The sequence below is a fragment of the Pseudomonas serboccidentalis genome (genome assembly GCF_028830055.1).
Lineage (GTDB): Bacteria > Pseudomonadota > Gammaproteobacteria > Pseudomonadales > Pseudomonadaceae > Aquipseudomonas > Aquipseudomonas serboccidentalis.
Map to the genome: position 1 here is coordinate 1,016,749 of NZ_CP101655.1, position 21,287 is coordinate 1,038,035.

Here is a 21,287-nt window from a genome sequence, read left to right on the forward strand (position 1 = left end):
GAATCACTCCATGAACAGCCGTTTCAAGGCCTGGCGTCACCCACTGATCGCAACTCTGCCACTGCTGGCAATCCTTGCCGGCTGCACCGGCGGCGACACTGCCAAACCGAAAACCCACGCCTTGGCCACGTATTCCAGCGCCAACTGGGAAGCCTTGCCAGCCGTGTCCGACAGCGATCTGGTCGCCGGTTTCGGCTCGTGGCGCAGCGCCTGCACCCGGCTCAAGGCTGACCCGATCTGGGGCGGCACCTGCGCCGCGGCAGCCAACGTGCCGCAGAGCGCCAACGAGATCCGTGCATTCCTCAAGCAGAATCTCGATGTGTTCGGCCTGCGCGCCGAGCACGACAATCCGAACGGTCTGATCACCGGTTACTACGAACCGGTCTATCCCGGCAGCCTGACGCCCACCGACGCGGCCAACGTGCCGGTGTACGGCGTTCCTGAAGACATGATCATCGTGTCGCTGGACAGCATTTACCCGGAGCTCAAGGGCAAGCGCCTGCGTGGCCGCCTCGAAGGTCGGGTGCTCAAGCCTTACGACGACGCGGCGACCATCGAATCCAAAGGCGTAAAAGCGCCTGTGGTGGCGTACCTGACCGATCCGATGAACCTGCAGTTCCTGCAGATCCAGGGCTCCGGGCGGATTCAGACGGCAGACGGCAAACAATTGCGCATCGCCTACGCCGACCAGAACGGCCACCCGTACCGACCGATCGGTCGCTGGCTGGTGGAACAGGGCGAGCTGAAGAAAGAAGACGTGACCATGAGCGCGATCAGCAACTGGGCCAAGGCCAACCCGTCACGCATTCCGGAACTGCTGGGCAGTAACCCGAGCTATGTGTTTTTCACCCGCAATCCCGACAGCAACGAAGGCCCGCGTGGCTCGCTGAACGTACCGCTGACTGCTGGCTATAGCGCGGCGGTGGACCGCAAGGTGATTCCGCTGGGTAGCTTGCTGTGGCTGTCGACCACCCGCCCCGATGGCACGGCACTGGTACGTCCGGTTGCGGCGCAGGACACCGGTGGTGCGATTGCCGGCGAGGTTCGTGCGGATCTGTTCTGGGGCACTGGCGATGCGGCCGGACAACTGGCCGGGGACATGAAACAGCAGGGGCAGATCTGGATGCTCTGGCCCAAGGGAGCGGCGCTGCCGCAAGTGCCGCAGGTGGCTGACAAACCTTAAAAAGCAAAAAGATCGCAGCCTTCGGCAGCTCCTACAGGGGACATGTATCAACCCTGTAGGAGCTGCCGAAGGCTGCGATCTTTTGATCTTGCTTTATCTATACCGACACAAAGAAGAACGAAGCAATCAACCCCATCCCGACAAACCACACCAGCGACCGCAGAATCGCCCAGTCCGCCAGGTAGCAGATGATGTACAGCAGGCGACTGGTGATAAACAGCACCGCCAGCACATTCACCGTCACCAGCTCTGCCGTGCCCACCAGGTGAGCAACAATCACCGCGATAGCGAACGCCGGCATCACCTCGAAACTGTTCAACTGCGCGGCATGCGCGCGGCGGGCCACGCCGTTCAGGCTTTCCAGAAAGTCCCGGGGATCATGGTTGTCGCTCAGTCGGAAACCACCCACTGCCTTGGCCACGACTGTGCAGACATAGGGCAGGAAAATCGCGATCAACACGCACCACAGAGCTACCGTCATAAAGCCGTCCTTCTTCGAGTTATAGGAAATTGCGGGCGGTCAGAACTTCATCACCAGCATGCCGATCAGCACCAACCCACAGGCTAAGAGCCGCGGTCTGCCGAAAGGTTCTTTCAGGTAACGCATGCCGAACAGCACCACCAGGATCACGCTGATCTCACGCAATGCCGCCGCCTCGGCAATCGATCCCAGCTGCATCGCCCACAGCACCAGAGCGTAGCTGAACAACACGCAGAACCCGACCGCCAGCCCCAGCTTCCATTGCTCGCGCCAGAACACCAGGAACGCCGGGCGTTTGGCCACCCATGCCAGCAACGGAAACGGCCAGGCGCTGAGCAGCGTGACCCAGACCAGGTAATCCAGCGGATGTGACCAGCGCCGCAACGCCTGGCCGTCGATGTAGGTGTAACAACCGATGCACAGCCCGATCAGCGCCACCACCGGCAGCATCGACCACGGCAAATGCTTCCCGCCGCCGCCCTGCCAGAGCAGGCAGGCCATGCCCAGCGGAATCAGCATGATCCCGAAGATCTGCTGCGCCGTGAGCACCTCGCCCGCGAAGATCAGGGTCAGCGCCAGCACCACCAGCGGCGACAAGCCGCGCATCAGCGGATAGACCAGCCCAAGGTCGCCGACCCGATAGGCCTGAATCAGCAGATAGCGATACAGCAGCTCGAATGCCGCCGAAGCGAGAATCCACGGCCAGATGTCCAGCGGCGGCAAGCTGATGAAGGGCGACGCCAGCGCCACGAACAACAGCGCCACCGTGTCCATGCACGCCACCACCAGCAGCCGTTCGGCGCTGAATTTGATCAGGGTATTCCACGCTGCATGCAACAGCGCCGCCACCAACACCAGAACTGTCGCCAGCACGTTCCACTCCTTGGTTTTTATTGTTGACCCTACACCAATGTCTGCGGCCGACCAACCGAGTGGACATCATTGTGTCCCCGCCCCGGATCCGCCCATCCAACCTTTGCGCCGAAGAATCGGGGCGCTGTCTTTCCACCCCCATCCAAAGGAGCCCGGATGCTTGAACTCGTAGCCGCTTTTATCTGCCTCACCACCCTCCTCACCTTCGTCAATTACCGCTTCATCGGCCTGCCGCCGACCATCGGTGTGATGGTCACCGCGCTGATGTTTTCCCTGTTGCTGCAGGGCCTGAGCGTGCTCGGCTACCCCGGCCTTGAAGAACGCGTGCAGCAACTGATCGGCCAGATCGACTTCGGCGATCTGCTGATGAACTGGATGCTGTCGTTCCTGCTGTTCGCCGGCGCTTTGCACGTCAACCTGAACGACCTGCGCAGCTATCGCTGGCCCATCGGCCTGCTGGCGACCTTCGGCGTGCTGATCGCCACCGCCGTGATCGGCAGCCTCGCCTATTACATTTTTGCCCTGTTCGGCTGGCACGTGAGCTTTCTGTACTGCCTGCTGTTCGGCGCGCTGATTTCGCCGACCGACCCGATCGCGGTGCTCGGCGTATTGCGTACGGCCAATGCTTCGAAACCGTTGAAAACCACCATCGTCGGCGAGTCGCTGTTCAACGACGGTACTGCGGTGGTGGTGTTTACCGTGTTGCTGGGCATCGCCCAATTGGGTGAGACGCCGACGATCAGCGCCACGGCCATGCTGTTCGTTCACGAGGCCGTAGGCGGCGTGCTGTTCGGCGGGCTGATCGGTTATCTGGTGTACCGGATGATCAAGAGCGTTCAGCAGCATCAGATCACCGTAATGCTGACCCTGGCGCTGGTAATCGGCGGTTCGGCGATGGCCACCGAGCTGCACGTCTCGGCGCCGATTGCGATGGTGGTGGCCGGTCTGATCATCGGTAACCTGGGGCGCAACCTGGCGATGAACGACATGACCCGCAAGTACCTCGACGGCTTCTGGGAGCTGCTCGATGACATGCTCAACGCCCTGTTGTTCGCGCTGATCGGCTTGGAGCTGTTGCTGCTGCCGTTCAATTGGGCGCACGTAGCGGCGGCCAGCTTGCTGGCGCTGGCGATTCTGCTGTCGCGCCTGCTCACCGTGGCTCCGGCCATCGTCCTGCTGCGCCGCTGGCGCACGGTGCCGCGCGGCACCATCCGCATCCTGACCTGGGGCGGTTTGCGCGGCGGTGTGTCGGTGGCGCTGGCGCTGGCCCTGCCGTTGGGCCCGGAGCGCGATCTGCTGCTGAGCATCACCTACATCGTGGTGCTGTCGTCGATCCTGTTGCAGGGGCTGACCATCGGCAGACTGGTCAAGCACGCCACCCGTGACGAGCCGGCCACAGCTCCAGAGCCTGCGCACCACTGATCATTTCTTGATCTGCTGCGGATCGGGCTTTTCGGCCTGATCCGCAGATCCTTTCGATTTGCCTGACGCCTTTGGAGCACCGCTCTCACTGCGGATCTGCGCATGGCTGATCAGGGCGAAAATGAAACTGCCGCCGATGATGTTCCCCGCCAGCGTGGGCCCGGCAAACACCATCCAGAAATCACTCCACGGCAGCTCGCCGGCAAACACCAGATACGAGACTTCCGCCGAACCGACCACGATGTGGGTGAAGTCACCCAACGCCATCAGGTACGTGATGAGGATGATGATCCACATCTTGGCGCTCTCCATGGACGGAATCATCCAGACCATAGTGGCGATCATCCAGCCGGAGACGATGCCCTTGGCGAACATCTGACTGGCGTGGTTCTCCATGACCTTGCGGCCGATTTCGAGGAAGGCGTGATCGGTCTCGGTGTCGAAAATCGGCAATTCGAGCATCACGTACGCCACCAGAATCGTGCCGCACAAATTGCCGAACAGCACCACGCCCCACAAGCGGATCAGCCGGCCGAAATTCGCCAGAGTCGGTTTGGTCATCACCGGGAGGACGGCGGTCAGGGTGTTTTCCGTGAACAGTTGCTGGCGGGCGAGGATCACCGCGAGAAAACCTGCGCAGTAGCCAAAACTGGCAATCACCTTGAATTCATCGCCCTCGGGCAGGCGCGAATTGAGCAGGCCCATGCCCATCAGCGACAGGCCCATGGTCAGCCCGGCGGCGAGCGCCGACCACCACAATGCGGCGATGCTGCGCTCCAGTTCCTGATCGCCCTGGGTACGGATGATTTCATGCAGAACCGCCGCGCGGGGCGGCTGGCTTTTCTCGACTTCGTGTTGTTCATCGGTCGAGAGGTCGGGGGTCTTGCCGTCTGTTGGCGTGGTCATGGCGTGGGAACCGGTGGGGGCTTTTAGCTACGACCCCCGCCACTTGGCATACGTTCTATAGGATCCAGAGTGAACCCTGTGGGAGCTAACCTGCTAGCGATGGCCATACCACTGACGTCATTTGGTGACCAGTTCATCCTCCTTGAACTGGTCTTTGACGTACTTGATCTCGGTCCGACCGTGCGGTGCCGGCAGGCCGTCTTCGCCGAGGTTGACGAAGACCATCTTCTCGACGGTCAGGATGCTCTTGCGGGTGATCTTGTTGCGCACTTCGCAGGTCAGGGTGATCGAGGTGCGGCCGAACTCGGTAGCGGTGATACCCAGTTCGATGATGTCGCCCTGGCGCGAGGCGCTGACGAAGTTGATCTCGGAAATGTATTTGGTCACCACGCGCTGATTGCCCAGCTGGACGATGGCGTAAATCGCCGCTTCCTCGTCGATCCAGCGCAGCAGGCTGCCGCCGAACAGGGTGCCGTTGGGGTTCAGGTCTTCGGGTTTTACCCATTTGCGGGTGTGGAAATTCATGTTCACTCCTGAGCGTTTGCCGAAAGATGACGCCATCTTGGCAGACCGAGCGGTCAGGCTCCATGAGCCTTCTACTATGGTCGCTATTAGCGATCTTCATTTGGCCGACAGAAACCCTTTGGAAGATCAGTCCAGACGGCTATAATCGCCCCCGTTTCAAAACGGTAACGTTCACTTGCTACCGTTTTCCCGCCACCTGTCCGAGGGGCGCTGCAGCAGGTTCAACCTGTCAGGCTCGGATGGGGCGTTGACTGGCTCACGCCAGACACTAAACGCACAACGGCGCCCATTCGCATACATTACGAATGGAGGCTCTTCATGAGCGCTGTTATCACGCCTGCCGATTTTAACGATTACAAAGTTGCCGACATGTCCCTGGCTGCCTGGGGCCGTCGCGAAACCATCATCGCCGAATCGGAAATGCCTGCCCTGATGGGTCTGCGCCGCAAGTACGCTTCCGAGCAGCCGCTCAAGGGCGCGAAAATCCTCGGCTGCATCCACATGACCATTCAGACTGCCGTGCTGATCGAAACCCTGGTTGCCCTGGGTGCCGAAGTACGCTGGTCGTCCTGCAACATCTTCTCGACTCAGGATCAGGCCGCTGCGTCCATCGCCGCTGCCGGCATCCCGGTGTTCGCCTGGAAAGGCGAAACTGAAGAAGAGTACGAGTGGTGCCTGGAGCAGACCATCCTCAAGGATGGCCAGCCATGGGACGCCAACATGATCCTCGACGACGGCGGCGACCTGACCGAGCTGCTGCACAAGAAATACCCACAAGTGCTGGACCGCGTTCACGGCGTGACCGAAGAAACCACCACCGGCGTACACCGCCTGCTGGACATGCTGGCCAAGGGCGAGCTGAAGATCCCTGCGATCAACGTCAACGACTCGGTGACCAAGTCCAAGAACGACAACAAGTACGGCTGCCGTCACAGCCTGAACGATGCAATCAAGCGCGGTACCGACCACCTGCTGTCCGGCAAGCAAGCGCTGGTCATCGGTTACGGTGACGTGGGCAAGGGCTCGGCTCAGTCCCTGCGTCAGGAAGGCATGATCGTCAAAGTCTCCGAAGTTGACCCGATCTGCGCCATGCAAGCCTGCATGGACGGTTTCGAACTGGTTTCGCCGTTCATCGACGGCATCAACAACGGCACCGAAGCGAGCATCGACAAAGCGCTGCTGGGCAAGATCGACCTGATCGTGACCACCACCGGTAACGTCAACGTTTGCGACGCCAACATGCTCAAAGCGCTGAAGAAGCGTGCTGTTGTCTGCAACATCGGTCACTTCGACAACGAAATCGACACCGCTTTCATGCGCAAGAACTGGGCATGGGAAGAAGTGAAGCCACAGGTACACAAGATCCACCGTACCGGCCCGGGCGCTTTCGACGCACAGAACGACGACTACCTGATCCTGCTGGCCGAAGGCCGTCTGGTGAACCTGGGCAACGCCACCGGTCACCCGAGCCGCATCATGGACGGTTCGTTCGCCAACCAGGTGCTGGCGCAGATCTTCCTGTTCGGCCAGAAGTACGCCGACCTGTCGCCAGCCCAGAAAGCCGAGCGTCTGACCGTTGAAGTACTGCCGAAGAAACTCGACGAAGAAGTGGCCCTGGAAATGGTTCGCGGCTTCGGCGGCGTGGTCACTCAACTGACCAAGCAACAGGCTGACTACATCGGCGTGACCGTCGAAGGCCCGTTCAAGCCGCACGCTTACCGCTACTAAGTAACCGGCTGCTTTATTTGTCGGACTGGCTTGTTGTGGCGAGGGAGCTTGCTCCCGCTGGGCTGCGAAGCGGCCCCAAGATTTTGGGAGCGCTGCGCGCTCCAGCGGGAGCAAGCTCCCTCGCCACATAAGCACGCTCCGACAGATGAAACATACCGTAGGCTTTCGTGTTTCCAAGGGTATGACCATGTCCCAAGACCGTCGCTACAGCTTCGAGTTCTTCCCGACCAAGACCGATGCTGGGCAAGAAAAACTGCTCGCCACTGCCCGTCAGTTGGCCACTTACAACCCCGACTTCTTTTCCTGCACCTATGGCGCTGGTGGTTCGACCCGTGATCGCACCCTCAACACCGTTCTGCAACTGGAAAGCGAAGTCAAAGTACCGGCCGCACCGCACCTGTCGTGCGTCGGCGACAGCAAGGACGACCTGCGCGGCCTGCTGAACGAGTACAAGGCTGCCGGTATCAAGCGCATCGTTGCCCTGCGCGGTGACCTGCCGTCCGGCATGGGCATGACCAGCGGCGAGCTGCGTCACGCCAATGAACTGGTGGAATTCATTCGTGAAGAAACCGGTGATCATTTCCACATCGAAGTCGCCGCCTACCCGGAGATGCATCCGCAAGCGCGCAACTACGAAGACGATCTCGCCAACTTCGTGCGCAAGGCCCGCGCCGGCGCCGACAGCGCGATCACCCAGTACTTCTTCAACGCCGACAGCTACTTCTATTTCGTCGACCGTTTGCAGGCGCTGGGCGTGGACATTCCGGTCGTGCCGGGAATCATGCCGATCACCAACTACAGCAAGCTGGCGCGTTTTTCCGATGCCTGCGGTGCGGAAATCCCGCGCTGGATCCGCAAGCAACTGGAAGCCTACGGCGATGACAGCCAAAGCATTCAGCGCTTTGGCGAGCAGGTCGTCAGCGAAATGTGCGAACGCCTGCTGCAGGGTGGCGCACCGGGGCTGCACTTCTATTCCATGAACCAGGCCGAACCGAGTCTGGCGATCTGGAATAATTTGAAGCTGCCGCGTTGAAGCAGCTGCAAGCTTCAAGCTGAAAGCGACAAGCAACATCAAAAGATCGCAGCCTTCGGCAGCTCCTACAGGGGTGTCGCAGCTGCGATTTTTTGCTTTTGAACCCCCGAATTAGAGCTTGTGCCGCCACTTTCTGGCTCTTTCTCGCTTCTCGTCGTAATCTCAAGCCATGCCTTTGATCGCGCAACTATTCACGCTGCTGGTTTTTGCTTGCCTGAGCTTTGCCGCTCGGGGCGAGAAGTTGCGCATTGTCACCGAGCCGTGGGCGCCTTACGTCTACGAAGAGGGCGGCAAGAACCTCGGGCTGGACTACGAAACCACCGCCATCGTGTTCCAGCGCCTGGGCATCGAGGTCGAGTGGCAGTTTCTGCCGTGGAAGCGCTGCCTGTCGATGCTCGAGACCGGTCAGGCTGACGGCGCACTGGACATCTTTCACAGCGACGAACGCGACGCCACCCTGCTCTACCCCAGCGAACCGCTGTCGGAGGTCGAGTTCGTGATGTTCTACGCCAACGACCGTCCCCATCCGTTTCATAAGCTCGAAGACCTCAAAGGCCTGACCATCGGCACCTCGCCGGGGTATCTGTACAGCCCAGACTTCAGCGAATCGACGCTGTTCACCCGCGAACCGGCACCGACCCACGAGGCCAACTTCGGCAAACTGCTGCGCGGGCGTATCGACCTGCTGATCACCGATCGCCGCGTAGGTCAGCATTTGCTCGATCAGTTGAATATCCGCGATCAGATCACCGAAAACCCTGCCGTCATTAGTCGTCAGAGCCAATATCTGGCGGTTCGACGCAATGCCGGGATGGATCTGCTGGTGCAGCGTTTCGGCGCCGAACTCAAGCGTTTCAAACGCGAACCGGCCTATGCCGAGCTCAGCGCACGCTACGGCGCAGCCCCGATCGACGTCGCGCCGCTGGGTAACGTCTCGGCCCGCAGCAAAACCGTTGAGCAGCAGGAAAGCAGCGCGCACTGATTGCTCTGTTATACTCCGGCGTTCCCGCCAGGCTCACGCCCGGACGCCCGGAACCGTAACAGGCCTCTAGACCCGCTACAGCGCAGCTTTTCAGCCCGCGCGAGCGCTCCTGACGTGCCTTCGAGACCGCAGCAGGACCGGACGGGATCGCGTCCTCTTAAACGCGATTCGCGCCAGGCAAGACTCCCATTGGGCCAAGCCCTAACTAAAACAGGATTACTCATGTCCTTTGCTTCCCTCGGTCTCTCCGAGGCTTTAGTCCGCGCCATCGAAGATGCGGGCTATACCGAGCCTACTCCGGTGCAACAGCGGGCCATTCCCGCCGTGTTGCAAGGTCGCGACCTGATGGTTGCGGCACAGACAGGTACCGGTAAAACCGGCGGTTTCGCCCTTCCGATCCTGGAGCGGTTGTTCCCCAACGGTCACCCGGACAAATCCCAGCGTCATGGCCCGCGCCAACCGCGCGTACTGGTCCTGACCCCGACCCGCGAACTCGCGGCCCAGGTTCACGAGAGCTTCAAGATCTACGCCCGTGACCTGAAATTCGTCAGCGCCTGCATCTTCGGCGGCGTCGGCATGAACCCTCAAGTCCAGGCCATGTCCCGTGGTGTTGACGTACTCGTCGCCTGCCCGGGTCGCCTGCTCGACCTCGCCGGCCAGGGCAGCGTCGATCTGTCCCACGTCGAAATCCTCGTGCTCGACGAAGCCGACCGCATGCTCGACATGGGTTTTGTGCACGACGTGAAGAAAGTCCTCGCACGTCTGCCGGCCAAGCGTCAGAACCTGCTGTTCTCGGCGACTTTCTCCAAAGACATCACCGATCTCGCCGGCAAGCTGCTGCACAACCCGGAACGCATCGAAGTCACGCCGCCGAACACCACAGTCGAGCGCATCGAACAACGCGTCTTCCGTCTGCCGGCCAGCCACAAGCGTGCCCTGCTGGCGCACCTGATCACCGCCGGCGCCTGGGAACAGGTGCTGGTGTTCACCCGCACCAAGCACGGCGCCAACCGTCTGGCCGAGTACCTGGACAAACACGGCCTGCCAGCCGTCGCGATCCACGGCAACAAGAGCCAGAACGCCCGCACCAAAGCCCTGGCCGATTTCAAGGCCGGTGAAGTGCGCATCCTGGTGGCCACCGACATCGCCGCTCGCGGCCTGGACATCGACCAGTTGCCACACGTGGTCAACTTCGAACTGCCGAACGTCGATGAAGACTACGTGCACCGTATCGGCCGTACTGGCCGCGCCGGTCGTTCGGGCGAGGCCATCTCGCTGGTGGCTCCGGACGAAGAAAAACTGCTGAAAAGCATCGAACGCATGACCAAGCAGAAAATCGCCGACGGCGATCTGATGGGCTTCGATGCCAGCACCATCGAGGCCGAGAAGCCTGAAGTGCGTGAGCGTCCGGACATGCGCAACCCGCGCAATTCCCGTGGCCCGCGTGGTGATGGTCCGAATGGCGGCGGCGGTGGCGGCGGTCGCAAGGACAAAGGCAAGGACAAGGGCAAGGAAAAACCCGCCGGTGAACGCGGCGAGCGCCCTGCCCGTCAGCAGAAACCACGTGAAGGCACGCCGGCCCGCGAACAGCGTCCGAGCCAGCCGCCACGTGCCGCGGCGGATCGTGCACCGGACGAGTTCCTCGACGACGATATCGATAACTTCGGTAACCGCGTCGACTACGTGCCGGAAGCCGCTCCGGCCGGTGGCCGTGGTCGCCGTCCAGGCGCGCCAGGTCAAGGCGTCGGTTCGGGCGCACCCCGTGGAGGTCAACCGCAGGGTCGCCAGAACGGTCCGCGCAACAGCAACGGTTCGAGCACCGGCACTCCACCGGCCAAGCGCAACGGTCCACGTAATGGTGCCCCGCGTGACGGCCAGGGCCGTCGTGACGAGTCCTCGCGCAACCGCCGCCCGGCTCGCGACGATCAGCAACGCGCCGAACCGGCCGTGCAGAACCCGCGCAGCACCGGGCCGAAGATCATGCACAAGGAGTCCAAGGCCGACCGCTTTCCGACACCTGAGCAGCTCGATCAACTGCCGACCCGTCCGCGCGGCGAAAAACCAGCCTTGCTGACCCGCAATCGCTGAGTTATCGCTGCAATGAAAAATGCCCCGACTCGAAAGAGCCGGGGCATTTTTTATGGAAGCCCCCTGTAGGAGCTGCCGCAGGCTGCGATCTTTTGATCTTGATCTGCAAAAAACAACAGCAAAAGATCGCAGCCTGCGGCAGCTCCTACAGGGGATGTGTGTATAGCAGACAATAAAAAACGCCCCCGGCCTTGCGACCGGGGGCGTTTTGCATGGCGGCGAAAATTATTTCGCTTTCACACCTTCGAACGAGATGTACAGGTCGACGTTGTCGGACTGTGGACCCAGGTCCATCATCTTGCCGAAATCAGAGCGCTTGATGCTGGTGGTGCCTTCGAAGCCGGCACGGTAGCCGCCCCATGGATCCTTGCCTTCACCCAGGAACACAGCCTTGACCACGATCGGCTTGGTTACGCCGTGCAGGGTCAGGTCGCCGGTCACGTCAGCCGTGTCTTTGCCAGCAGCGTTCTTGCCAGTGGATTTGACGCTGGTGGAGACGAACTTGGCGTCAGCGTATTTGCCCACGTCCAGGAAGTCCTTGCTGGAGATGTGCTTGTCGCGCTCGGCGTGGTTGGTGAACACGCTGGCGGTTTTCACGTTGAATTCGATTTTGCTGTCTTCAGGCTTGGCAGCGTCAAAGCTGAACTTGCCGTCGATGTCCTTGAAGGTACCGGTGATGTAGCTGTAGCCCAGGTGGCTGATCTTGAAGTCGACGAAAGCGTGCTGGCCTTCCTTGTCGACGGTGTAATCAGCAGCCATCACGTTCGCGGACAGTACGGCCGAACCGATTGCCAGAGCGGCCAGAGTCTTTTTCAACATGCTTTCTTTTCCTTTGAGTCGAGGTTGAATTTCAGGCTTTGCGACCGAGCATTCGCGTCAGGGTCGCATCACGATCAATAAAGTGGTGCTTCAATGCTGCCAACGCATGGAGACCGGAAAAAATTACCAGCGCCCACGCCAGCCAGAGATGAATCACCCCAGCGGTATCTGCCTGATCCGGTAGCCCGGAGACCAGTGCAGGAACTTCAAACAGGCCAAACACCGGGATCCCGACACCGTCTGCGGTGGAAATCAGGTAACCGGCAATCATCACAGAGAAGAGCCCGAGATACAGAAACCCGTGGCCGAATTTGGCGCCGATGCGGGTCATCCGGCTGTAGCTTTGCAGTGTTGGCGGCGGTGGGCTGATAAAGCGCCAGAGCACCCGCAACACCATCACACCCAACAACACCAGACCGATGCTCTTGTGCAGATCCGGCGCGTCTTTGCGCCAGCTGCTGTAGTAATCCAGCCCCACCATCCACAGACCCAGCGCGAACAGCCCGAAGACCGCCAGCGCCACGCCCCAGTGCATGAAGATGCTGACCCAACCATAGCGTGAAGAAGAGTTACGTAGCTGCATTGCCCAAATCCTGTGAGAACTGCGAACCAAGACTAGCGAGTTATCTATCGAATTAAAGCGGAAAAATTTGCTTTGAAATATCGAGAAATACGATCAAGAGTCTTGAGCATGGTGGTTAAGGAAAGATTAAAGGGGGAAAGTGCGGGGCAGGATACTGGGTACAGATCCAGATTTTGTGCTGCCTGAACCGGCCTCTTCGCGAGCAGGCTCGCTCCCACAGGGGATTGCATTCCAGCTGAGGGACCATTGTCGAATAATGTGGGAACGAGCTTGCTCGCGAAGGCGGTTTGGCAGGCAAAAAAAAGCGCGGCCTGCAAGCCGCGCTTTTTCATTCACCGCAAAGCCTTACTGCGCTTTGCTGTCGGTGCTTGCTGCCGGAGCCGGAGCGGCCGCCGGTTTAGCCGCTGGCTTCTTCGCCGGTTCAGCCTTTTTCGCCGCTGGTTTGGCCGCAGTTTTTTTCGTTTCGGCTTTCGCAGCGGGCTTCTTCGCCGCAGGCTTGGCCGCCGCTTTCTTCGCCGGCTCGGCTTTCACCGGAGCGGCTGGCTTCGGCGCTTCCACCGGGGCTGGCGCAGGGGCTGGAGCCGGAGCAGGCGCTGGGGCCGCCGGAGCTGGAGCTGGCTCAGGTGCCTTCACAGGCTCTGGCTTCTTCTCGTCATCCGAGCCGCCGAACAGGTTGGTGAAGAAATTGCCCTTCTTCGCTGCCGCGGCACCCGCCGCGCCTGCCGCTGCTGCGGCCGGAACCACTTTGACCGGTTCAAACGACTTGCCGGCTGCCAGGTCTTCAACCTGACTGGCCGCACGCTGACCGGTGCGCAGCGCGCCTTCCAGAGTGCCCGGGTACAGGGTGTCGGTGTGTTCGCCGGCAAACGTTACGCGTTGCAGCGGGCGCTCCCACAGGCGCCAGAACTTGCTGATCTGGCCCGGGCCGTAAGCCAGGTAGGCGCCGCCCATCGACGGGTCGGTGCTGTAACGACGGATTTCATAACCGGTGAACGAGCCACGGGCCTGTGGATAAAACGCGTGCAGACGGATCAGCACCTGGTCGACCATCTGCTTGTCGCCAAACGCCTGCATCACGCGAGCGTTATCGCCGGACAGGTTGATCACCACGTTGGCGCCGCCCTTCAGTGCCGGTTCGATCCAGAGCATGCCGAGGCCGGCGTTGCTGTAGATCTCGCCGGACATGCGCGCCTTGCTTTCCCACACGGGCGTCTTGAACTTGAGCATGATCTGGTCGCGCCAGCCGTAGTTGGTGCCCTTGATCGCTGCCAGGTGCTGAGCATCCAGTGCCGGAGTCAGGGCAATCTTGTTCAGCGCGCGCAGTGGCACGGCCAGCACCACGTAGTCCGCCTGGTAGCCAACACTGCCGACCTTGACGGTCACGCCGTCCTTGTCCTGAATGATCGCGGAAACCGGCGAGTTGGTCTTGATCGTCTTGATCTGCTTGACGAAGGCCTGGGCCAGCACCTGGCTGCCGCCGACCAGACGCGAGGCGCGCAGGTCACGGTCGGAGACGCCGCGATACACGCGGTTCTGCTGGGCGAAATACAGCAGCGACAGACGCGACGGCTCGTCGTAGTGGGTGCGGATGTCCTGGTTGATCAACTGACGCGCCGTGGCGGGCAGGTTCTGCTTGTCGAGCCAGCTCGACACGTTGATCTGATCCAGTGCGTGCAGGGTGCTGGTCGCCGCCGGGTTCTGCGGGTCGTCGATCGAGCGCGCCAGATCGTCGAGGGTTTTCTGGTAGCGCTTCAAGGCGTCGGCGGTGGCTGGCTGCCTGGTCGCCAGATCGGCAGCGGAAAAATACTCGCCGTCGATCAGATAACCCGGTGTACGCACGAATTCAGGGGCTGGCGTGGTGCCCAGCTTGAAGGTCGAGACATACTTGTTCAGCACTGGCTGCGTCTTGTCGTTGCCGATCCACTCGCTGGTGGCCATGCCCGAGCGCCCACCCAGGCTCGGCTTGGCTTCCAGCAGGGTGACCTGCCAGCCTTTGTTTTGCAGTTCATAAGCGGCAGTCAGGCCCGACAGGCCGCCGCCGATCACGATTGCGGTTTTATCCTTGGCCAGCGCCGTAACGCTGAACAGCCCCAACATCACCAGCGCACAGGCGCGCAGCCAACCGACAGACATTCAGCGAACTCCGGAAATACACGTAGGAAAAAGCAGTTTTGCGGGTCAGACGACCCAAAGAACCGCGAAGAATACGTCAGCCATCAAAACGCCGCCAGCGACGTCTATCGGCCTATACAAAGTAGCTCAATCGACACAATGGGTTGTCCCGGCGCGATGCATCTCATAGGCTTGCGCGATTGTTTGCCCGCGCCTGACGCGAGCCGCCTCGAGGAGACTGTAAATGGGCCTGAATAACCAGTGGATGCAACGCGACCTCGCGGTGCTGTGGCATCCCTGCACCCAGATGAAAGACCACGAACAGCTGCCGCTGATCCCGATCAAACGCGGTGAAGGCGTCTGGCTCGAAGACTTCGAAGGCAAGCGCTACCTCGACGCGGTCAGCTCCTGGTGGGTCAACGTGTTCGGCCATGCCAACCCGCGCATCAACCAGCGCATCAAGGATCAGGTCGATCAGCTGGAACACGTGATCCTCGCCGGTTTCAGCCATCAACCGGTGATCGAGCTGTCCGAGCGTCTGGTGAAGATGACCCCGGAAGGCCTGAACCGGGTGTTCTACGCCGATAACGGTTCGTCCTGCATCGAAGTCGCGCTGAAAATGAGCTTTCACTACTGGCTCAATCGCGGTCAACCGAACAAGAAGCGCTTCGTCACCCTGACCAACAGCTACCACGGCGAAACCATGGCGGCGATGGCGGTCGGCGACGTGCCGCTGTTCACCGAAACCTATAAAGCCCTGCTGATGGACACCATCAAGGTGCCAAGCCCGGATTGCTACTTGCGCCCCGAAGGCATGAGCTGGGAGGAACATTCGCGCAACATGTTCGCGGCCATGGAACAGACCTTGGCCGAGAACCATGACAGCGTCGCGGCAGTGATCGTCGAACCGCTGATTCAGGGCGCCGGCGGCATGCGCATGTATCACCCGGTGTACCTCAAACTGCTGCGCGAGGCCTGCGACCGCTACGGCGTGCACCTGATCCACGACGAAATCGCCGTCGGCTTCGGTCGCACCGGGACCATGTTTGCCTGCGAGCAGGCCGGCATCCGCCCGGACTTCCTCTGCCTGTCCAAGGCCCTGACCGGCGGCTACCTGCCGCTGGCGGCGTGCCTGACCACCGACGAGGTCTACAGCGCGTTCTACGACGACTACCCGACCCTGCGCGCCTTCCTCCATTCGCACAGCTACACCGGCAACCCGCTGGCCTGTGCAGCGGCGCTGGCGACGCTGGATATCTTCGAACAGGACAACGTGATCGAGAACAACAAGGCCCTGGCCCAGCGCATGGCCTCGGCCACCGCGCACCTGGTCGATCACCCGAACGTGTCCGAGGTGCGCCAGACCGGCATGGTGCTGGCAATCGAGATGGTCAAGGATAAAGCCACGAAAGAGGCCTACCCTTGGCAGGAGCGACGCGGCCTGAAGGTGTTCCAGCATGCGCTGGAGCGCGGCGCCTTGCTGCGGCCGCTGGGCAGCGTGGTGTATTTCCTGCCGCCGTACGTGATCACTCCGGAGCAGATCGACTTCCTCGCCGAAGTCGCCAGCGAAGGCATCGACATCGCCACCCGTGACAGCGTCAGCGTGGCGGTGCCGAAGGATTTCCACCCGGGGTTCCGTGATCCGGGCTGACAGGTCACCATAGAACTATTGTGGCGAGGGGCTTGTGTGGCGAGGGGGCTTGCCCCCGTTGGGGCGCGCAGCGGCCCCCAAAAACCCGAATCGAAAAACATCTGTCAAAGCCAGTTCAGCGAATTTGCGACTGCTTCGCAGCCGAACGGGGGCAAGCCCCCTCGCCACAAAAAGCCTAGCCACAGCACTGCATGCACCCATTTTTTAGAGACCCGAAATGAGACTGTCCCGCTTCTTTATCGACGCCCCCCTGAGCACCGGTGAACACGAACTGCCGGAAGCCCAGGCGCATTACATCAGCCGCGTGCTGCGCATGGCCGAGGGCGATGCGGTGCAGTTGTTCGACGGCTCCGGCCATGAGTTCCGTGGCTCCCTGGTGGAAGTGGGCAAGAAACGCGTGGTGGTGCAGATCGACGAGCAACTGGCCGGCCAGGTCGAATCGCCGTTGCAGATCCACCTCGGCCAGGGCCTGTCCCGGGGCGAGCGCATGGACTGGGCGATCCAGAAAGCCACCGAGCTGGGCGTGACCGAAATCACCCCGATCTTCAGCGAGCGCTGCGAAGTCCGCCTCAAGGACGAACGCGCCGACAAACGCCTGCTGCACTGGCGTCAGGTGGCGATCAGCGCCTGTGAGCAGTGCGGTCGTTCGCGGGTGCCGGTGATTCATCCGCCGGTGCTGCTGGCTGACTGGCTGAAGCAGACGCAGGCCGAGCTGAAACTGGTGCTGCATCCAGTGGCGGAGCCGCTGGTGAGTCATGCCAAACCGGCGACCCTGGCGTTCCTGATCGGGCCGGAGGGTGGGTTATCGGATGCTGAGGTCGAGCAGGCCAAGGGCAATGGTTTCCACGCGGCTCGGCTTGGGCCGCGGGTGTTGCGTACCGAGACCGCTCCGGTCGTGGCGTTGGCGGTGGCTCAGCAACTTTGGGGCGACTTCTAAGCCCCTATCGCGAGCAGGCTCACTCCTACACATTGGAATGCGTTCCCCTGTAGGAGTGAGCCTGCTCGCGATCGCTTCACCTCGGTGTAACGGTCACTCCACCGGATCACTCACGGGCTTGGCAATAATCGCCTTCAGCTCGCTGGTCATCGGAAACTCCAGGTTCAAGCCCTTCGGCGGGATCGGCTGCTCAAACCAGCGCTTGTAAATCCCATTGATCTCCCCCGAGCGATACAGATCAGCCAACGCCCCGTTGACCAGCGCGAGGAACTGCGGATCGTCCTTGCGCACCATGCAGCTGTAAATCTCCCGCGACTGCTCCTTCCCGACCACCACCCAGTGATGCGGATCGCGCGCCTTGGCCCGTTCGCCGTACAGCAGCGCATCGTCCATGTAGAACGCCGCTGCACGCCCCGACTCCAGCATCTGGAATGCCTCGCCATGATCCTTGGCGCTGATCACGGACATATCGAGCTTGTGATCGTGGTTGTAGCTCTTGAGGTAGCGCTCGTTAGTGGTGCCGGCGGTGGTCACCACGTTTTTCCCGCGCAGGTCTTCGAAGCTGTTGATCCCGCTGTCCTTGGCCGTCAGCAACTGGCCTTTGACGTAGATGAAGCCGTAGGAGAACGCCACCTGCTTCTGCCGTTCGGCGGTGACACCGGTGGAGCCGCACTCCAGGTCCACGGTGCCGTTCTGCACCAACGGAATACGTGTCTGCGAGGTGACGAGGTTGTACTTCACCTTCAGCTCCGGCAGCGCCAGTTGCTGCTTGATCCGCTCGACAATCTTGCCCGCCAGATCTACTGAGTAGCCCATCGGCTGCCCCGTGTGATCGCCCACGTAGGAGAACGGTACCGAGGCATCGCGATAGCCCAGCGTGATGCTGCTGGCGCTGGCGATTTTTCCGAGAGTGCCGGTCAGCGGCGCCTCACTGGCCTGAGCCTGACTGCCGATCAGCAGCCCCAAAGTACAGGCAAGCAACGTGATTTTTTGCATTGTTATTCTCCGTTGTGGGCATTGTTGTTTGAGCGGTGAAGCATCAATCACGCTGCACGGGGGTTGAAGCCGTGCAGGTCGATGGAAGTGCGTTGCTGGCCGATCAGTTCGCTGAGCAACTGCCCGCTGCCACAGGCCAGGGTAAAACCCAGTGCGCCATGGCCGAGGTTGAGCCACAGATTGCGATACGCCGTGGCGCCCAACAGCGGCACGCCGGTGGGCGTCGCCGGGCGCATGCCGGCCCACTCCACGGCGGCGTCATAGTTGCCGGCATCGGGGAAAGTGTCACGGGCCTGACGCTTGATCAACGCCAGCCGCTGGGGATCGACCGCCGGATCGAAACCAACAATGTCGACCATCGCCGCTACCCGCAATTGCTCGCCGATGCGCGCGTAGACGATCTTGCGGTCATAGTCGGTGATGCTCACGTCCGGCGCCCGATGTTCAGCACCGATCGGCACCGTCAGGCTGTAGCCCTTGAGCGGATACAGCGGCAAATGCAGGCCGGGCAACGCCAGCAAAGGGCTGCGATGACCGGCGGCGATCACCAGTTGTTCGACCGGCAGCACGTCGCTGCCCAGTTCGACAGCGCTGACTGCGCCGTTGCTGTGGCGAATCCCGCTCACTGCCTGACCAAGGCGAAACTCGCAGCGCCCGGAGGCGCGCAAACGCGCGGCCAGTTGCTGGCAAAACCCGTGGCAGTCGCCCACTTCTTCGTCCGGCGTGTAGATCGCCCCGACAAACGCGGCGTCGGCCAGTGCGGGTTCCAGCTGCGCGCACTCAGCGGCGGACAAGACCTGCTGTTGCTGCGGGTCGGCCAGACCCTTGCGCGCATGTGCAAAACTGCCGGCGCTGCGGAAGGTCACCAGTTTGCCGTTGCGCCGCCAGTGGAATCCGCTCAGGCCATCGTCCTCGCGCCAGTGCTTCAACGTGCGCTGGCTGAGCAGTGCCAAACGCAACAGATGCGCCGCGTTCTCGCGGTTGACCGAGGTGCGGCAGGCGGCGAGGAACGCGGCCATCCAGCGCCACTGCGCCGGATCCAGACGCGGGCGCAGCTTGAGCGGTGAGTCGCCGCGCAGCATCCAGCCCAGCGCCTGCAACGGCACCCCGGCATCGGCCAGCGGCGCGACATAGCGATAGGACAACTGGCCGCCGTTGGCGAAACTGGTTTCGACGCCGAGCGAATCCCGCGCCTCGATCACCGTCACCTCAAAGCCGTCGCGCACCAGCGCATACGCCGTTGCCAGACCGATCACCCCACCACCGATGATGCATACACGCTGAGCCATGTCTGTCCCTGAAACCGTTGTGAAGACGAGGCCGAGGTTAGGGCCAGGTGACAGGCGCCGAACAATGAATAAAGATGTTCCCCCCATAAACAAAGGTTATGGACTCATCATGCGCTTGCGTCACATCGAGATTTTCCAGGCCATCCGCCAGACCGGTTCGATCAGCGCGGCCGCGCAGTTGCTGCACGTCTCGCAACCGGCGGTGACCAAGGTCTTGCAGCACGCCGAGCAGCAACTGGGCTTTCCGTTGTTTTTACGGGTGCGCGGCAAGTTGCAGGCCACCCCGGAAGCACTGGAGCTGGAGCGCGAAGTCGATAAAGTCACGGAGAGCCTGCAAGGGGTGCGACGTCTGGCCCAGAGCCTGCGCCGCGAGCCGGGGCACAGCCTGCGCATCGGCGCGACCCCGGCGCTGGCCTTGTCGTTGCTGCCGCCGGCGATTCATGAGTGGACCAGGCGCTATCCGGACAGCGCCTGCGAGCTGTCCAGCGCCCACAGCCGCGAGTTGATGCAGAACCTGCTGATGCGCGAAGTGGACGTGGCCCTGACCCTGCAACTGCCGGATCACCCGGGGCTGCAAGCGCAGCCGTTGGCGGCGGGTGTGCTGGTGGCGTTGGCGCCGAAGGATTTCTGGCCGCTGGCAGACGTCGGCAAACCGCTGCCCCTGATGGCGCTTGCGGGTGCGCCGCTGATTGGTTTGTCCAGTGCCGATCCATTGGCGGCAAGGCTGGACAGTTACCTGGAAGCGGTCGAACCGCCACCCCGGGTGCGGATTGCCGTGCAGACCTATTCGCTGGCGCGGGCGATGGTCGAGTCCGGCGCCGGCGTCGCGGTGATCGACCCGTTCACGGCGTTGGGTGCCTCATCGGCCACCACCACGATCCGCCCCCTCGCCCCGCCGCTGCCGATCACGCTTTACGCCGTGACCCGCGCCACTGAGCCACCGCCGCATACCTTGAATGACTTGCTGCAGATCTTCAGCCTGCGCGCTCAGGAACAACTCAATGCCCTCGTCCCTTTGTAGGCCTTCGCCTGCTCGCGATAGCGGTGTAGCTACAGGACATAAAACAGAATCGCCACAAAGTGCAGCAGGCTCCCGGCGATCACGAACAAATGCCAGATCCCATGCGCATGCCGCAACCGGTGGTCCAGCGCAAAAAAGATAATCCCCACCGTGTACAACACACCGCCCGAGGCCAACCAGGCAAACCCGGTCGTGCCCAGTGCCGCAATCAACGGTTTGACCGCCACCAGCACAATCCAGCCCATCACCGCGTAGATCACGATCGACAGAATCCGCGCCTCCGAGCGTGGTTTGATCTCCTGCAAAATGCCGATCAGCGCCAGCCCCCAGACAATCCCGAACAACGTCCAGCCCCACGGCCCCCGCAGCGTCACCAGGCAAAACGGCGTGTAACTGCCGGCGATCAGCAGGTAGATCGAAAAGTGATCGACCTTCTTCATGATCGCCTTCTTGCGCCCGCGCACGCTGTGGTACACGGTCGAGGCGCTGTAGAGCACCAGCAAGGTAAACGCGTAGATCGCCACGCTGACAATCTTCCACGGACTGCCGTCCATGCTGGCAATCACCAGCATCCACACACCACCGATAAACGCTGCCACTGCCCCGACCAGATGTGTCCAGGCGTTGAGTCTTTCCCCGTGATACATGTGTCGCTCAC

Annotated in this window: 20 protein-coding genes and 1 riboswitch; of the genes, 9 read left to right on the forward strand and 11 right to left on the reverse strand. The window is 61.5% G+C overall.

The window, feature by feature from the left end:
* Window positions 1-10: 10 nt before the first annotated feature.
* Window positions 11-1,183: a murein transglycosylase A gene (gene mltA, locus NN484_RS04645; protein ID WP_215500677.1), complete on the forward strand. Its 1,173-nt coding sequence runs from the start codon at window positions 11-13 to the stop codon at window positions 1,181-1,183.
* Between the two features lie 97 nt (window positions 1,184-1,280).
* Here mltA and NN484_RS04650 read toward each other — a convergent pair whose 3' ends face one another.
* Both NN484_RS04650 and NN484_RS04655 read right to left on the reverse strand, forming a co-directional pair.
* Entirely contained in the window at window positions 1,281-1,664 is a 384-nt protein-coding gene (locus NN484_RS04650) for an MAPEG family protein (RefSeq protein WP_127647884.1), read from the reverse strand.
* A 39-nt stretch (window positions 1,665-1,703) separates the two neighbouring features.
* On the reverse strand, window positions 1,704-2,537 hold the full coding sequence (locus NN484_RS04655) for an EamA family transporter (RefSeq protein ID WP_274658655.1): 834 nt from the start codon (window positions 2,535-2,537) through the stop codon (window positions 1,704-1,706).
* Window positions 2,538-2,693: 156 nt separating this feature from the next.
* Here NN484_RS04655 and NN484_RS04660 point away from each other — a divergent pair, with 156 nt between their 5' ends.
* Window positions 2,694-3,959 (forward strand): cation:proton antiporter, encoded by a 1,266-nt coding sequence (locus NN484_RS04660; protein WP_274658656.1) that lies wholly within the window; start codon window positions 2,694-2,696, stop codon window positions 3,957-3,959.
* Here NN484_RS04660 and NN484_RS04665 read toward each other — a convergent pair whose 3' ends face one another.
* Entirely contained in the window at window positions 3,960-4,865 is a 906-nt protein-coding gene (locus NN484_RS04665; protein ID WP_127647887.1) for a formate/nitrite transporter family protein, read from the reverse strand.
* Between the two features lie 117 nt (window positions 4,866-4,982).
* Window positions 4,983-5,390 (reverse strand): acyl-CoA thioesterase, encoded by a 408-nt coding sequence (locus tag NN484_RS04670; RefSeq protein ID WP_003229043.1) that lies wholly within the window; start codon window positions 5,388-5,390, stop codon window positions 4,983-4,985.
* A gap of 196 nt (window positions 5,391-5,586) precedes the next feature.
* Window positions 5,587-5,685, forward strand: a riboswitch (S-adenosyl-L-homocysteine riboswitch).
* 23 nt (window positions 5,686-5,708) lie between these two features.
* On the opposite strand from NN484_RS04670, the gene ahcY reads away from it, so the two are divergent.
* The 4 genes from ahcY (at window position 5,709) to rhlE2 (ending at window position 11,221) form a co-directional block, all read left to right on the forward strand.
* A complete protein-coding gene (gene ahcY, locus NN484_RS04675; RefSeq protein ID WP_047297109.1) occupies window positions 5,709-7,118 on the forward strand; it encodes an adenosylhomocysteinase in 1,410 nt (469 codons plus the stop codon).
* Between the two features lie 187 nt (window positions 7,119-7,305).
* Window positions 7,306-8,151 carry a methylenetetrahydrofolate reductase [NAD(P)H] gene (metF, locus tag NN484_RS04680; RefSeq protein ID WP_127648135.1) on the forward strand — a complete coding sequence of 282 codons (846 nt, stop codon included), beginning with the start codon at window positions 7,306-7,308 and terminating at the stop codon, window positions 8,149-8,151.
* 169 nt (window positions 8,152-8,320) lie between these two features.
* Window positions 8,321-9,133, forward strand: a complete 813-nt coding sequence (locus tag NN484_RS04685) for a substrate-binding periplasmic protein (RefSeq protein WP_127647888.1) — start codon at window positions 8,321-8,323, stop codon at window positions 9,131-9,133.
* Window positions 9,134-9,355: 222 nt separating this feature from the next.
* The gene (gene rhlE2 / locus NN484_RS04690) at window positions 9,356-11,221 is read left to right on the forward strand and encodes an RNA helicase RhlE2 (RefSeq protein WP_274658657.1); all 1,866 of its coding nucleotides are present in this window, start codon (window positions 9,356-9,358) and stop codon (window positions 11,219-11,221) included.
* A gap of 225 nt (window positions 11,222-11,446) precedes the next feature.
* Here rhlE2 and NN484_RS04695 read toward each other — a convergent pair whose 3' ends face one another.
* From NN484_RS04695 to NN484_RS04710, 4 genes are read right to left on the reverse strand one after another with little or no spacing between them, the layout of a single operon-like run.
* Window positions 11,447-12,040 carry a YceI family protein gene (locus NN484_RS04695; protein WP_047596554.1) on the reverse strand — a complete coding sequence of 198 codons (594 nt, stop codon included), beginning with the start codon at window positions 12,038-12,040 and terminating at the stop codon, window positions 11,447-11,449.
* Between the two features lie 31 nt (window positions 12,041-12,071).
* Window positions 12,072-12,623, reverse strand: coding sequence for a cytochrome b (locus NN484_RS04700; protein ID WP_215500671.1), 552 nt, complete (start codon window positions 12,621-12,623; stop codon window positions 12,072-12,074).
* Between the two features lie 44 nt (window positions 12,624-12,667).
* Window positions 12,668-12,955 (reverse strand): hypothetical protein, encoded by a 288-nt coding sequence (locus NN484_RS04705; RefSeq protein WP_274658658.1) that lies wholly within the window; start codon window positions 12,953-12,955, stop codon window positions 12,668-12,670.
* A gap of 13 nt (window positions 12,956-12,968) precedes the next feature.
* Window positions 12,969-14,756: a flavin monoamine oxidase family protein gene (locus tag NN484_RS04710; RefSeq protein ID WP_274658659.1), complete on the reverse strand. Its 1,788-nt coding sequence runs from the start codon at window positions 14,754-14,756 to the stop codon at window positions 12,969-12,971.
* 223 nt (window positions 14,757-14,979) lie between these two features.
* Here NN484_RS04710 and NN484_RS04715 point away from each other — a divergent pair, with 223 nt between their 5' ends.
* Window positions 14,980-16,386: an adenosylmethionine--8-amino-7-oxononanoate transaminase gene (locus NN484_RS04715; protein WP_215500669.1), complete on the forward strand. Its 1,407-nt coding sequence runs from the start codon at window positions 14,980-14,982 to the stop codon at window positions 16,384-16,386.
* A gap of 217 nt (window positions 16,387-16,603) precedes the next feature.
* A complete protein-coding gene (locus tag NN484_RS04720) occupies window positions 16,604-17,323 on the forward strand; it encodes a 16S rRNA (uracil(1498)-N(3))-methyltransferase (protein WP_127647893.1) in 720 nt (239 codons plus the stop codon).
* A gap of 93 nt (window positions 17,324-17,416) precedes the next feature.
* Here the strand turns inward: NN484_RS04720 and NN484_RS04725 are convergent, their stop codons facing one another.
* Both NN484_RS04725 and NN484_RS04730 read right to left on the reverse strand, forming a co-directional pair.
* The gene (locus NN484_RS04725; RefSeq protein ID WP_215500668.1) at window positions 17,417-18,319 is read right to left on the reverse strand and encodes a transporter substrate-binding domain-containing protein; all 903 of its coding nucleotides are present in this window, start codon (window positions 18,317-18,319) and stop codon (window positions 17,417-17,419) included.
* Between the two features lie 47 nt (window positions 18,320-18,366).
* On the reverse strand, window positions 18,367-19,608 hold the full coding sequence (locus NN484_RS04730; RefSeq protein WP_215500667.1) for a D-amino acid dehydrogenase: 1,242 nt from the start codon (window positions 19,606-19,608) through the stop codon (window positions 18,367-18,369).
* Window positions 19,609-19,717: 109 nt separating this feature from the next.
* Here NN484_RS04730 and NN484_RS04735 point away from each other — a divergent pair, with 109 nt between their 5' ends.
* Window positions 19,718-20,629 carry a LysR family transcriptional regulator gene (locus tag NN484_RS04735; protein WP_274658660.1) on the forward strand — a complete coding sequence of 304 codons (912 nt, stop codon included), beginning with the start codon at window positions 19,718-19,720 and terminating at the stop codon, window positions 20,627-20,629.
* A 29-nt stretch (window positions 20,630-20,658) separates the two neighbouring features.
* On the opposite strand, the gene trhA is transcribed toward NN484_RS04735, so the two are convergent.
* Window positions 20,659-21,276 (reverse strand): PAQR family membrane homeostasis protein TrhA, encoded by a 618-nt coding sequence (gene trhA / locus NN484_RS04740; protein WP_127647897.1) that lies wholly within the window; start codon window positions 21,274-21,276, stop codon window positions 20,659-20,661.
* Window positions 21,277-21,287: the final 11 nt, after the last annotated feature.

What these genes read in the sequence shown, in the direction of transcription:
- mltA (WP_215500677.1), top strand. Translation starts at nt 11, where the DNA reads ATGAACAGCCGTTTCAAGGCCTGGCGTCACCCACTGATCGCAACTCTG.
- NN484_RS04650 (WP_127647884.1), bottom strand. Translation starts at nt 1,664, where the DNA reads ATGACGGTAGCTCTGTGGTGCGTGTTGATCGCGATTTTCCTGCCCTAT.
- NN484_RS04660 (WP_274658656.1), top strand. Translation starts at nt 2,694, where the DNA reads ATGCTTGAACTCGTAGCCGCTTTTATCTGCCTCACCACCCTCCTCACC.
- NN484_RS04665 (WP_127647887.1), bottom strand. Translation starts at nt 4,865, where the DNA reads ATGACCACGCCAACAGACGGCAAGACCCCCGACCTCTCGACCGATGAA.
- NN484_RS04670 (WP_003229043.1), bottom strand. Translation starts at nt 5,390, where the DNA reads ATGAATTTCCACACCCGCAAATGGGTAAAACCCGAAGACCTGAACCCC.
- ahcY (WP_047297109.1), top strand. Translation starts at nt 5,709, where the DNA reads ATGAGCGCTGTTATCACGCCTGCCGATTTTAACGATTACAAAGTTGCC.
- metF (WP_127648135.1), top strand. Translation starts at nt 7,306, where the DNA reads ATGTCCCAAGACCGTCGCTACAGCTTCGAGTTCTTCCCGACCAAGACC.
- NN484_RS04685 (WP_127647888.1), top strand. Translation starts at nt 8,321, where the DNA reads ATGCCTTTGATCGCGCAACTATTCACGCTGCTGGTTTTTGCTTGCCTG.
- rhlE2 (WP_274658657.1), top strand. Translation starts at nt 9,356, where the DNA reads ATGTCCTTTGCTTCCCTCGGTCTCTCCGAGGCTTTAGTCCGCGCCATC.
- NN484_RS04695 (WP_047596554.1), bottom strand. Translation starts at nt 12,040, where the DNA reads ATGTTGAAAAAGACTCTGGCCGCTCTGGCAATCGGTTCGGCCGTACTG.
- NN484_RS04700 (WP_215500671.1), bottom strand. Translation starts at nt 12,623, where the DNA reads ATGCAGCTACGTAACTCTTCTTCACGCTATGGTTGGGTCAGCATCTTC.
- NN484_RS04705 (WP_274658658.1), bottom strand. Translation starts at nt 12,955, where the DNA reads ATGAAAAAGCGCGGCTTGCAGGCCGCGCTTTTTTTTGCCTGCCAAACC.
- NN484_RS04710 (WP_274658659.1), bottom strand. Translation starts at nt 14,756, where the DNA reads ATGTCTGTCGGTTGGCTGCGCGCCTGTGCGCTGGTGATGTTGGGGCTG.
- NN484_RS04715 (WP_215500669.1), top strand. Translation starts at nt 14,980, where the DNA reads ATGGGCCTGAATAACCAGTGGATGCAACGCGACCTCGCGGTGCTGTGG.
- NN484_RS04720 (WP_127647893.1), top strand. Translation starts at nt 16,604, where the DNA reads ATGAGACTGTCCCGCTTCTTTATCGACGCCCCCCTGAGCACCGGTGAA.
- NN484_RS04725 (WP_215500668.1), bottom strand. Translation starts at nt 18,319, where the DNA reads ATGCAAAAAATCACGTTGCTTGCCTGTACTTTGGGGCTGCTGATCGGC.
- NN484_RS04730 (WP_215500667.1), bottom strand. Translation starts at nt 19,608, where the DNA reads ATGGCTCAGCGTGTATGCATCATCGGTGGTGGGGTGATCGGTCTGGCA.
- NN484_RS04735 (WP_274658660.1), top strand. Translation starts at nt 19,718, where the DNA reads ATGCGCTTGCGTCACATCGAGATTTTCCAGGCCATCCGCCAGACCGGT.
- trhA (WP_127647897.1), bottom strand. Translation starts at nt 21,276, where the DNA reads ATGTATCACGGGGAAAGACTCAACGCCTGGACACATCTGGTCGGGGCA.